The following is an 11,654-nucleotide window of genomic DNA, read 5'->3' as shown; positions in this document are numbered from 1 at the left end:
AAGGCCAGCTCGGCGCTCCTCGTCCTGGCCCCCGCAGCGTCGGGCGCCCGGCCTCCACGGGATGCGACGAGAGGCCCAACGGGCGGGTGCGCAGGCGTCAATCCTCGTCGTCCTCAACAGCCTCCGGGCCCCGGAAGGGGCGCGAGCCCTGACCAGGTCGGAGACGTGGCCAGATGTCGTCGAGGAACCCGGTCGGGGTGTGGACCTCGAACAGCAGGTCCGGCAGGTCGGTCCTCGGGAGCACGGCCCCGGTGGTGTTCCCCGGCCAGGTCAGGCTTCGGCCGCAATCCAGTTCTGCCAGACGTGGATCGTGTTGGGCACCTCAGGACGATCGAGGAGCCGGAGAACATAGCCCGCATGCCGCCGTGCCCATGGGTTGTCAGACCGGGCGGACGTTTCCAGCCTGCCGCGCAGATCCTCGCTGTCGACGGCCCGAGCAACGCGCAGGTATTCGCGGTCCTTGCAACGGTAGGGCCTCTGGACGACGATCTCGACCAGGTCGGTGAGCTTCGCCCTGACCGTCTCGCCGTGGTCGGCGACCGCCACGTCCCGTATGAGGCTCTGCTTCGTGCCCCACTTCTTGGCATGCCGGGTCCAGTCCTGCGGATACCTTGCCTCCCATTCCAGGAAGAGGAGCGCATAGGGCAGACCCTGCCAGGTCCTGACGTCCCCCGGCGGACGGTTCCACAACGCGTCGGGCAGCGAACCCCTCCCGGCTTCGACGTACATCTCATGGGCCTTCAGGAAAGCCGGATCCTGCCACTGCTCCCGTCCGCCGAGCGGCAGCGTCAAGCGCCACAACTCATTGAACCGACCAAGAGCATCCCGCACGTTCCCCTGGGCATCGGCAAGACGGACCAGCGCCGCAGCCCGTTCGGCGGGATCGTCGGACACCAGCCCGAACGCCCAGCCCAACCGCGCGTCCCATGCACGGGCTTCATCAACGCCCGCACCCGTACCTGCACCCGCTTCCCTCGTCACGCAGGAGATCATCCCCCAGCCACTACACCGAGGTGCCTCGCCCTCGCCCTCATCCGGAGCGCAGATCGTTCGGCCCGCTCCCCGGCCGGGCTTCCGGACCTGGGGGCCGCGCGGAACGCGACACGCGGAGAACGGCACGCCGAGAACGGCGGGCGGAGAACGGAACGGCGGGCGGCGGACGCATCCCGCGCCCGCCACCCGCCGTCACCCGGCCGCCCTCAGTCAGCCGTTGCCGGCACTCAGCAGTCCTTGAGGGTGTCGCAGAGCGCCGAGTCCATCGCCTTCGTCACGTCGGCGTCGGCCGGGCCGGCCCACGGGACCTTGGGCTGGGCGCCGGTCTTGGCGGCCGTCCAGAGCGAGAGCTCGTTCACCGTGCCGTCCGGGGCGGTCAGGTACTCGTGCAGGGTGACGGTGGTGCCGCCGGCCTGCGGGACGGTCACCGTGGCGGCGAAGTACATCGCGTCCGCGGGGCTGGTCACCTTGACGGTGGCGCCGGGGACGGTCTTGGCGCAGTTCTTGACCTCGTCCTCAAGGTCGCCGAGGACCAGGTGGGCGCTCTGCGCGATGCCGCTGCTCGGGCGCGGGTCGCCCTGGTAGAGCAGGGTCTGCTGGGCCTGCCACTGGTCGGCCCCGCCGGCGCCGATCACGGACTGCGCGGCGGCCCGGCCGGCGCCGAGACTCTCGTTGTCCTGGGAGAGCTTGGAGTGGCACAGCTCCTGGAGCTTGAAGGTCGGCTTGCCGCTCACACCCTTGGCACCGGCCGCCGGGGCCGGCCACTTGTAGGTGGCGTCGAGCGGGATGGCGCGCGGGTTGATCCAGGCGCCGGCCGGGATGTCCTTGGAGACGGCGGGGCCGGCCGAGGACGGCTTGGCGGCGGCGGTCGACGGCTGTGCCGCCGCGCCCGACGCGGCGGCGGTTCCGGCCGCGGTGGCGGCGGTGCTCGGGGCGGCGTTCTGCTCCCCGCTGTTGTCCGGCCCACAGGCGTTCAGCATGCCGATGCCGAGGAGTGCCGCGGCGGCGATCGCCGTCCTGGTGGCCACGCTGGATCCGTTGGTACGCAACTGACTTTTCCTTCCCCCGATGTGATGGTGCGGTCGACGCGGCCGGGCGCGCCGGTCACATGACCGGTGGTCAGCTCCCCCGCGGCCACCCACGCCGACGGCGTCGAAACCTAGTGCGAACCCGCCGCGGCATGCAAAACGACCCACCGTCCCACAGATGGTCCGACAGACTTTTGAACGCGTTCATTTTTGTATTAAGCTAAGGACAACACTACGGAGGGGGACTCCATGAAAATCGTCATACCGGGGGGGAACCGGGCAGATCGGCCGCATCCTGGACCGCGCACTGACCGCCGAGGGCCACGACGTCCTGATCCTCACCCGGCGACCGCGGCGCGACCGCGAGCTCTACTGGGACGGCCGCACCCTCGGCCGCTGGGCCGAGGCCGTCGATGGCAGCGATGCCGTGATCAACCTCGCCGGGCGCAGCGTCAACTGCCGCTACAACAACGCCAACCAGCACGAGATGCTGGCCTCCCGGGTGGACTCCACCCGGGTCGTCGGCGAGGCCGTCGGGGCCGCCGCGCGCCCGCCGCGGGTCTGGCTCCAGATGAGCACCGCCACCATCTACGCGCACCACTACGGCACCCCGCAGGACGAGGCGACCGGTGTCCTCGGCGGAGGCGAGCCCGACGTCCCCCGGTACTGGGACCGGAGCATCGACATCGCCAAGGCCTGGGAACGCGCCCAGCAGAACGCCCCCACCCCGGACACCCGGCGGGTCGCACTGCGCACCGCCATGGTGATGAGCCCCGACCGCGGCGGCGCCTTCGACCTGATGCTGCGGCTGGCGCGGTGCGGGCTCGGCGGTCCGATCGACGGCGGCGCCCAGTACATGTCCTGGATCCACGACCGGGACCTCGTGCGCGCCGTCCGCTTCCTGCTCGACCGTGACGATCTGACCGGCCCGGTCAACCTCGCCGCCCCGCACCCGGTGCCGCAGCGCGCGTTCATGCAGGCGATCCGGCGGGCCTGGGGCATCCCGGTCGGTCTGCCCGCCACCCGCCGGATGGCCGAGCTCGGCGCGTTCGCCCTCCGCTCGGACACCGAACTGCTGCTCAAGAGCCGCTCGGTGACGCCCGGCCGGCTCCGGGACGCGGGGTTCGGCTTCGAGCACCCGCAGTGGCCGGCGGCGGCCGTCGACCTCGCCCGGCGGCTTCGGCGGCGGGCCTGACCCCGTCGGGTCCCGGGTTCCGTGACGCGGATCGCTCAGGCGATCACTTCCGTCGGGTGCACCTCACGGTGAGACCGGCACCTTCCACCTCTTCGAACCCGGCGTAGGTCGGGAAGTGCAACGTCAACTCGCCGTTTCTGTACGTCACCTCGGTCGCCGCCCCCAGGTCCTCGCTCCAGCCGTTGTCCATCGGAAACCGGCCCGAGAACCCTTCGCCGACCCCGTCGGGGGCACCCGGAACGACGCAGGGCGCAGTCTTCGGCGGACCGCTCCAGTCCAGGTGGGCAGCGAGGCGACCACCGCCGAACTCCCACCGTCCTTCGATGGTGACGGTGGACAACTTCCCACCGGCCTTTCCGACTTCGGCGGACCAGTGACCGTCAGGGGCGACGGTGACGACGCCCTGGTGAGCGGCGGTCGACTCGTACCGCCAGTCCCCGACCACGAACGCCTTGAAGGCCTGCCCGAAGACGCCCCCGCCGGAGCCCTTGCCGCCACAGGCGGACACAACACTCGCCATCGCGCCGATCGCGAGGTAACGAAGTGCCGCGCGACGACCTACCAGCCGCAGGATATGACGACTCATCAGCTGGACCTCCTCCGCTCCGGCGCAGTGTAGGCCGACCGCGCGTCCACCGGAACAGGGATCCCGCCGTTCCGGATCCAGCGGCCGCCGAGTCCGGCCGACACCGCAGGCAGGACGACCGAGCAGAGCCGTCACGCAGGGGGATCCCGGGGCGGGCGCTCCGCCGCGGTCCGCCACCGGCCGGGCGCCCTGGCCGCCGGGAGTGCTCGGGGCTGCCGCCCTTCCGGGCCGCTCAGGAGCCGGCGGGCCGCTGGGCCGCTGGCTGCTCAGAGCCGGCGGGCCGCCGGACTGCTGGGCCGCTGGGCCGCCGGACCGCTCAGGGGCGCCGGAGCACCGTCGGAGGGTTCATCGCCTCGACCGCCGTGACGAGGGGGGCCAGTTCGGGGTTGCGCGCGGCCTCGTCGAGCGCCTCACGGAGGGCGGCGTCGTTGGTCGGCCGGGCTTCGCCGAGAAGTTTCAGCCCGTCCTCGGTGACGTTGGTGTAGATGCCGCGACGGTCGGTGGGGCACAGGTAGCGGGAGAGCAGACCGCGGTCCTCCAGGCGGGTGACCAGGCGGGTGGTGGCGCTCTGACTGAGGACGACCGCGTCGGCGACCTGCTTCATCTGCAGGTGGCCGCCCTCGCCGTCGTGCTGGCGGCCGAGTACGTCGAGCAGCGAGTACTCGCGCACGCTCAGGTCGTGCTCGGACTGCAGGGCGCGTTCGACGTGCGCCTCGATCCGGCCGTACAGGACGTAGAGGGCAGCCCAGCCGTTGGCGAGGGCGGTGAGCGCGGGGTCGGTGGCGGTCATGGGCTCCAGGTCTCCTTCCGGGTGGGACAGGATCCAGGATAAGCCACGCACTGAAATATCGGCGTGAGCATATATAAGGCTTACACAAGTTCTTCCCCGGCGGGATCGGGCGCAGGCGGGTGACGTCGCGAGCCCCAGGAGCACCGGGGGGCACCGGGGGGCACCGGGGGTGCCAGGGACGCCGGGACATCGAGACACCGGGACGTCGCGGCACCGGGACGTCGAGATACCGCCACGCGCGGGGCGATTGCCCGCATTTGCAGTTATGCCGCGCATGCAACTATTGTCGGAGCACGTAAGGCGCACTAGCAATCGCATGGAGGGTAGGCTCATGCCACTCGCGCTCCTCGCCCTGGCCATCGGGGCCTTCGGGATCGGTACCACCGAGTTCGTGGTCATGGGCCTGCTGCCCGAGATCGCCGGCGACTACGGCGTGTCCATCCCCACCGCCGGGCTGCTCGTCACCGGCTACGCGGTCGGCGTCGTCGTCGGCGCGCCACTGATGACGGTGCTCGGCACCAGGATCAGCCGCAAGACGATGCTGATGCTGCTGATGGGCCTGTTCACCGTCGGCAACCTGCTCTCCGCCCTCGCACCGAGCTTCGGCGCGATGCTCGCGGGGCGCATCGTGGCCTCGCTCGCCCACGGCGCGTTCTTCGGCATCGGCTCGGTGGTCGCCGCCGAGCTGGTCGCCCCGGACAGGAAGGCCGGCGCCATCGCCACCATGTTCACCGGGTTGACCGTCGCCAACATCGTCGGCGTCCCGCTGGGCACCTTCATCGGCCAGGCCGTCGGCTGGCGCACCACCTTCGGGGTCGTCGCCGCGCTCGGCGTGGTCGGCCTGCTCGGCATCGCCAGGTTGGTACCCGCCATGCCGCGCACGGAGGGCGCCCACCTGCGCCGGGAGCTCACCGCGTTCCGCAACCCGCAAGTGCTGCTCGCGATGGCCATGACCGTGCTCGGCTTCGGCGGCGTCTTCGCCGCGATCACCTACATCGCCCCGATGATGACCCACGTGGCCGGCTACTCGGACGGCGCGGTCACCTGGCTGCTGGTGCTGTTCGGTACCGGCATGTTCCTCGGCAACCTGCTCGGCGGCCGCTACGCAGACCGCAGGCTGATGCCGCTGCTCTACGCCACCCTCGGCGGACTCGCCGTCGTCCTGGCACTGTTCACCCTGACGGCACACAACAAGATCCTCGCCGCCGTCACCATCATGCTCGTCGGGGCGCTCGGCTTCGCCACCGTCCCGCCGCTGCAGAAGCGGGTGCTGGACCAGGCACACGGCGCGCCCACCCTGGCCTCGGCCGTCAACATCGGCGCGTTCAACCTCGGCAATGCGCTCGCGGCCTGGCTCGGCGGCGTGGTCATCTCCGCCGGCCTCGGCTACACCGCCCCGAGCTGGGTCGGCGCGGCACTCGCCGCCGCGGCCCTGGTCCTCGCCCTCTGGTCCGCCGCCCTGGAGCGCCGCGGCCCCGCACAGCAGGCTGTGGCCGACGCCGCCACTACCGCCCCGGCCCCCGCTCCCGCCCTCCGCTGACCCCTCGCCCCACCTTCCTCGTCACCCCCTCCCCAGGAGAAGCACCACCGTGCGCACCACCGCAGTCACTCCGCTGACCACCGCCGACGCCGAGACCCTCGTCGCGACCGCCCGCGACGCCGCCGGGACGGCCGGGATCCCGGTCAGCGTCACCGTCCTCGACGCCGGCGGTCACCTGCTCGCCTTCCGCCGGGACGACCGGGCCGTGCTGATCTCCGGCGAGACCAGCACCCGCAAGGCCTACACCGCCCTGCAGCTCAACTCCCCCACCGCCGACCTGGTCGACCTCGTCAAGCCCGACGGGCCCTTCCACTCCCTGCCCACCGCTCTCGACCGGCCGCTCCTGTTCATCGCCGGCGGCATCCCGGTCCACCGCGACGGCCACCTGATCGGCGCGATCGGCGTCGGCGGCGGCGCCCCGGAGCAGGACCACGGCTTCGCCACCACGGCCCTCGAAGAACTCGCCCGATGACCCGCACCGGCGCGAGGTCCTCGCCGACCAGCGGAGACGTCCGGTCGCAGGCACGGACCGCCCGATCGCAGGCACGGCCCGACCAGCCTCGGGGCGGCCAAGCTGGAGACGGCCGACGCGACGGCGCTCCTCCCGGCCACAGCTGAAGCCACCGGGCCCGCACCTGAGCCCGCAGCGGCGCCGACGAGCAACCAGCTGGTCGGCCCCGACCACACGAAAGAACGCCCCGGCTCGCAGTCCTGGAGCCGGGGCGTCCCTGTGAGAAGCGCAGGTCAGCTGTCCTGCCGCCGGTGGAACAACGCTGCTCGCGGTCTGCTCGTTGAGCCAGCCACGAGCGGCGCTCAAACACCAAGCTCAGCGTCCGCGATAGCTGTTGAGCGTCGTCCCTGCGCCGCTGGCGGACTTCAGGTACTCGTTCTCCGACACCGACTCCGCCAGCTCGACCCGCATGACACCAGGAACAGGACCAGAGCTCCTCTCCCCACGCTGCCGGCGCCACATCGCCTGTCCAAACATATCGCACTTCACGAGCGGATCCTCACACGCGGATCTGCACGACCTCCAACCCCGCCGACCCGAGAGATATCAAACGCCTCGGCCAGGAAAAAATGCTCTTTCAGGGACATCGGTGCGACGCGCTTATGCAGTCGGCAAGCTCGCTATCGCCTTAAGTCCACTGCGGGCCGCGCGGGTCCAGCGCGTAAAGGCTGGACCCGGAGGTGACGTATACGACGCCCCTTTCCGCAGCCATGCTGCCGATGGCACCCATGCCTTCGAACGACCATAGATTGCTGCCGTTTTCCGTACTCACAGCATGGATCTTTCGGTCACTAGAGGCGAAAAATATGAGGCCGCTGTTCTCGTCGCCGAATATGATGGACGATATGATCAAGCCGCCGGCGCGAAACTTCCAGCGCCGAGCACCGCTCCTGCGGTCAACAGCATAGACAGCTGCACCGTACCGGAAGAGGACGGCGCCGTTCATAATGAGGGGGGCGCCATGGTCGACCTCAACGTCGTCTCCGTCCGCCGTAAATGACCACTCGATCTTGGGGAGGGCCGAGGCAGGGTCCGTCGTGGCCGCCACTCCCGTGAGCGTATGGGCATAGCAGGTGTCGTCGACCCGCCCGATGAGTCCGCCCGCTCCGACAGGTACGCGCAGAATACCTTCTTCGCCACCGTCCTTGGCGTTGATGACGCGGTAGCTGCCGGAGAGGGACCCGAGTGTGATGCTGGAGCCGTCACTGCTCAGCGAGTAAGGTTTCCTTTCGAAATCCTTGGCCATAGTGGTCTCGCCGGTCTTCAGGTCAAGGACTTCAACGCGCCTCGGAAAGGGATACCCAAAGCTAATGACGACCCTTTCGTAGTCCAGTCGCTGTGGAGCCAGGACGGCCTCCCCGGCACGTGCCGTCGTCCACTTCAATTCGCCGGTATCGTCATCTAGCGCACCGATCCTCCCTGCCTTGTCGCGGACGATCAGGGTGCTTGATCTCCAATCGCGCAGGACCTGGGAAACAGCTTCCTCACCCAGCCGGGTCCGCCATTTCAACTTTGGGGAACCTGAGGAGGAGCCCACGGAGGCAACGAAGCCCGCACTGTCCCCGAAATAGACGGAGACGCCATCGAGCTCCATGTTCGAAGTGATCGCATCCTTATGCTTGTAGGCCCAGGAAGGATGCTTGAGGTCGGGGGTGGGATCGTTGGCCTCCCTGACCTTTCGCTGCGCCCAGTAGATGCTGCCCATGCCCGTACCCCACGAGAGAGCGATCAGTACCTTGCGGCGGGTCGGCCTAGCGGCCTCCGTCACCCCCGCTGTGGCGGGCCGCTCCGCCGATCCTGGCCCCGCCTCCGTATGCACCGCGGTGTCCGACCCGGAGGAAGCTGGTCCAGGTTGCGAGATGGGCTCGTCGATCTGTGTCGCAGGATGGCCCTGCATGTCACGGTCACCCAGGTCGAAGGCCAGTAGGTCGGCGGCGCGCCGGGCGATCTCCCATGCAATCGCTCCAGGAAGCCAGTCCTGGCTATAGCCTTGGTGACGACGAGTCTGCTGCACCAGGTCCAGCGCGTGCGGCCGCTCGGCAGGGTTCTTCGCCATCATGGCGGTCACACTCTGCCGGAGAACTGGTGGAAGACCTCGTAGGTCGGGGTGACGGTGCACGACACGGTAGATCAGTTCAGCTCCGGACCCATCGCCAAAGGGCCCGCGCCCGGTCGCCGCGTACGCGATGACTGCACCAAGGGAGAAGACGTCGCTCTCCGGCCCTACTGGTCGGCCCTCTGCCTGCTCCGGTGACATGAAGCCCGCCGACCCGATCACAACCCCGGCCGTCGTCAGCGCGGTACCGTCCACGGCGCGGGCGATCCCGAAGTCGATGAGCCGGGGGCCATCAAGGGTGAGCAGCACATTCGTCGGCTTGAGGTCCCGATGGATCAAGCCGCTTTCGTGCACGTGAGCAAGCGCCTCAGCCAGCCCACCCAGCAGCCGCCACAGTGAGGCTTCCGGCAAGACCGCCGCCTCCGCCACCGCCGCGTCCAATGACAGGGACGGCAGATAGGCGGTGGCAAGCCACGGAATAGGCCCGCCGGTATCGGAGTCGATCACCGGGACCGTTCCCGTGCCACTGACCCTTCGAGCGGCACGAACCTCCCGCGCGAATCGCTCGAGGAAGCCGGGGACGCCGGCCAGGTCGCGGCGGATCGTCTTGATGGCCAGGGCTCGACCACCGGGGGTGCGACCCAGATACACCACGCCCATCCCACCCTCGCCCAGTCGGCCGAGCAGCGTGTAAGGCCCCAAACTTTGTGGGTCATGCGCGAGAAGCTGTTCCATTCGTCCCCCTCGTCAAACGCCGGCGCTGCGCCTCCGTCTCTTTGAATCCTCCCAAGCCCAAAGGCAGTTGTAACAGAGGATCGCTTTCAGGCGCTCTGCCCGCCCGACTATCCGCCGGAAGCAGCCCCCATGTCGAGGTCCGCGGGGGCGATCCGACAACGGAGGGCCGAGCAGGCCCAGAACCGGGAGGCGTGGCCGCACGTCGAGGCGGTCCTCGCGCACGAACCCCACATCGTGACCGGCATCCGGGCGGCCTCCCTCATCGAGAGCCGCCTCGGTCCCGCCATCGGTCTCAAGCTGCGACGGTTCCGCACGCTTGAGGACGCGCTCGGCCACCTGCGCTCCGTCCGCGCGGGCTGGCAGGACGCAACAGCGCAGAGCTCCCCTCTCCGCGCTGTCGGCGCCACCGGCCACCGCCATATCGGCTGTCCATACACATCGCACTTCACGAGCGGATCCTTACGCGCGCGACCCTGCCTCTGCCGGACTTGCCTTCGGTCGGCCTGGCCCCTTCCACAGCCTCAGCGACCTCAGGGGTCTCGATGCCGTCCGTCTCGCGGATGCCGACGTGCCCCGTCCGGTGCGAGTGCTGTCGAAGCTCACGGAGATCGTTGCTCTCGCAGGAGCAGGACCGGCATTGATAATCGGCCACCACTCAACTCTCTCGCTCCTACGGCGCATTCACGAGGTTGACGACGTGACAGGGTTGTCATGGGGTCTGCCACAACGCCGTTGCGCCGCAGGCTTCGGGCCCAACGCAACGGTGTCGCTGTTGACGCCCATTCAGAAGGACTGCCTCACCCACCCCTCCGAGATCCCGGAGGGTGGCCCGTCAACGCGTTCGCGCCCCGTCTCCCCGGTGGTGTCGCCGGGGAGACGGGGCGGGTTGTGCGGGGACCGTCTCGCACCGGTTCTCCGGCCGATGCCGGATCGCGCATCCTCTCGACGGCCCCGACCTGCCGCCATGCTCGCGCAGGTCCGTGGCGGTTCCTTGGTGGCGCTACGGCCACCGCGCCGCTCTCCCGGAACCAGCCTGGGTCAGGCCCGGGACCAGCCCGGCTCAGGCCCAACTCAGCTCCGGCTCAGGCCCGGTGGTACTGGACCGGGGAGGCGACCTCGCCGCCGAGTTCGCGGGCGGCCCGGCGCGCCCAGTAGGGGTCGCGCAGCAGCTCGCGGGCCAGCAGGGCGGCGTCGGCCTGCCCGGCGGCGAGGATGCCCTGCGCCTGGACGGGTTCGGTGATCATGCCGACCGCCGCCGTGGGCATGCCCGTCTCCCGGCGGACCCGTTCGGCGAAGGGCACCTGGTAGCCGGGGCCGGCCACGACCTTCGCGTCGGGCACGTTGCCGCCGGTGGAGACGTCCAGCAGGTCCACGCCGTGCGCCTGGAGCTCCTTCGCGAGCCGGACGGTGTCGTCGGCGGTCCAGCCCGCGCGGTCGTCCTCGGGGTTCTCCTCCAGCCAGTCGGTCGCGGAGACGCGGAACAGGACCGGAAGGTCGTCCGGCCATACGGCACGGACCGCGTCGACGACCTCCAGGGCGAAGCGGATGCGCCCCTCGAAGGAGCCGCCGTACTCGTCGGTGCGGTGGTTGCTGAACGGGGAGAGGAACTGGTGGACGAGGTAGCCGTGGGCGCCGTGGATCTCGACGACCTCGAAGCCGGCGGCGAGCGCGCGGCGGGCGGCGTCGGCGAACTGCCGGACGACCTCGCCGATCTGCTCCCGGGTGAGCTCCACCGGCGTCGTCGACTTCTCGCTGAAGGCGACGGCACTGGGGGCGACGGGAGTCCAGCCGTGGCCCTCGTCGGGGGCGATCGGCCGTCCGCGGTCCACCCAGGTGCGCTCGGTCGACGCCTTCCGCCCGGCGTGGGCCAGCTGGATGGCGGGGACGCTGCCCTGGGTCTTGAGGAAGGTGGTGATGCGCCGGAACGCGGCGGCCTGGGTGTCGTTCCAGATGCCGAGGTCGTAGGGGGAGATGCGCCCCTCGGGGCTGACGGCGGTGGCCTCGGTGATGATCAGCCCGGTCCCGCCGGCGGCGCGGGCCGCCAGGTGCGCGAAGTGCCAGTCCGTGGGCTCGCCGACCGCGTCCCCGTCCGGGGCCGCGCTGTACTGGCACATCGCCGCCATCCAGACGCGGTTGGGAATGCTGAGCGACCTGAGGGCGAGGGGGGTGAAGAGAGAGGTCATGGCAACTCCTGGAAACGTGACACGAGAGGGCCCTGTG

Annotated in this window: 8 protein-coding genes and 1 pseudogene; 3 read left to right on the top strand and 6 right to left on the bottom strand. The window is 70.0% G+C overall.

Features of this window, described 5'->3' with window-relative positions:
* Positions 1–270: 270 nt before the first annotated feature.
* Both J5Y04_RS04530 and J5Y04_RS04525 read right to left on the bottom strand, forming a co-directional pair.
* Positions 271–981 carry a hypothetical protein gene (locus tag J5Y04_RS04530; RefSeq protein ID WP_307852924.1) on the bottom strand — a complete coding sequence of 237 codons (711 nt, stop codon included), beginning with the start codon at positions 979–981 and terminating at the stop codon, positions 271–273.
* Between the two features lie 239 nt (positions 982–1,220).
* The gene (locus J5Y04_RS04525) at positions 1,221–2,042 is read right to left on the bottom strand and encodes a hypothetical protein (protein ID WP_209410451.1); all 822 of its coding nucleotides are present in this window, start codon (positions 2,040–2,042) and stop codon (positions 1,221–1,223) included.
* Positions 2,043–2,270: 228 nt separating this feature from the next.
* On the opposite strand from J5Y04_RS04525, the pseudogene J5Y04_RS04520 reads away from it, so the two are divergent.
* Positions 2,271–3,216: pseudogene (locus tag J5Y04_RS04520) on the top strand (TIGR01777 family oxidoreductase).
* A 43-nt stretch (positions 3,217–3,259) separates the two neighbouring features.
* On the opposite strand, the gene J5Y04_RS04515 reads toward J5Y04_RS04520, so the two are convergent.
* Together J5Y04_RS04515 and J5Y04_RS04510 are read right to left on the bottom strand one after the other, a co-directional pair.
* On the bottom strand, positions 3,260–3,937 hold the full coding sequence (locus J5Y04_RS04515; protein ID WP_209410450.1) for a hypothetical protein: 678 nt from the start codon (positions 3,935–3,937) through the stop codon (positions 3,260–3,262).
* Positions 3,938–4,118: 181 nt separating this feature from the next.
* Positions 4,119–4,592, bottom strand: a complete 474-nt coding sequence (locus tag J5Y04_RS04510) for a MarR family winged helix-turn-helix transcriptional regulator (RefSeq protein ID WP_209410449.1) — start codon at positions 4,590–4,592, stop codon at positions 4,119–4,121.
* A gap of 331 nt (positions 4,593–4,923) precedes the next feature.
* On the opposite strand from J5Y04_RS04510, the gene J5Y04_RS04505 reads away from it, so the two are divergent.
* Positions 4,924–6,132 carry an MFS transporter gene (locus J5Y04_RS04505; protein WP_209410448.1) on the top strand — a complete coding sequence of 403 codons (1,209 nt, stop codon included), beginning with the start codon at positions 4,924–4,926 and terminating at the stop codon, positions 6,130–6,132.
* A gap of 49 nt (positions 6,133–6,181) precedes the next feature.
* Positions 6,182–6,604, top strand: a complete 423-nt coding sequence (locus J5Y04_RS04500; protein ID WP_209410447.1) for a heme-binding protein — start codon at positions 6,182–6,184, stop codon at positions 6,602–6,604.
* 667 nt (positions 6,605–7,271) lie between these two features.
* On the opposite strand, the gene J5Y04_RS04495 is transcribed toward J5Y04_RS04500, so the two are convergent.
* Both J5Y04_RS04495 and J5Y04_RS04490 read right to left on the bottom strand, forming a co-directional pair.
* Positions 7,272–9,434, bottom strand: coding sequence for a protein kinase (locus tag J5Y04_RS04495; RefSeq protein WP_209410446.1), 2,163 nt, complete (start codon positions 9,432–9,434; stop codon positions 7,272–7,274).
* Between the two features lie 1,082 nt (positions 9,435–10,516).
* Positions 10,517–11,617: an NADH:flavin oxidoreductase/NADH oxidase gene (locus J5Y04_RS04490; RefSeq protein WP_209410445.1), complete on the bottom strand. Its 1,101-nt coding sequence runs from the start codon at positions 11,615–11,617 to the stop codon at positions 10,517–10,519.
* Positions 11,618–11,654 lie beyond the last annotated feature (37 nt).

The sequence above is a fragment of the Kitasatospora sp. RG8 genome (assembly GCF_017813315.1).
Taxonomy (GTDB): domain Bacteria; phylum Actinomycetota; class Actinomycetes; order Streptomycetales; family Streptomycetaceae; genus Kitasatospora.
The sequence above is the reverse complement of the archived record's forward strand: the minus strand, read 5'-3'. Positions and strand labels throughout refer to the sequence as shown.

Coding starts and splice junctions, on each gene's coding strand:
- J5Y04_RS04510 (WP_209410449.1), bottom strand. CDS start 4,592: ATGACCGCCACCGACCCCGCGCTCACCGCCCTCGCCAACGGCTGGGCT.
- J5Y04_RS04505 (WP_209410448.1), top strand. CDS start 4,924: ATGCCACTCGCGCTCCTCGCCCTGGCCATCGGGGCCTTCGGGATCGGT.
- J5Y04_RS04495 (WP_209410446.1), bottom strand. CDS start 9,434: ATGGAACAGCTTCTCGCGCATGACCCACAAAGTTTGGGGCCTTACACG.
- J5Y04_RS04490 (WP_209410445.1), bottom strand. CDS start 11,617: ATGACCTCTCTCTTCACCCCCCTCGCCCTCAGGTCGCTCAGCATTCCC.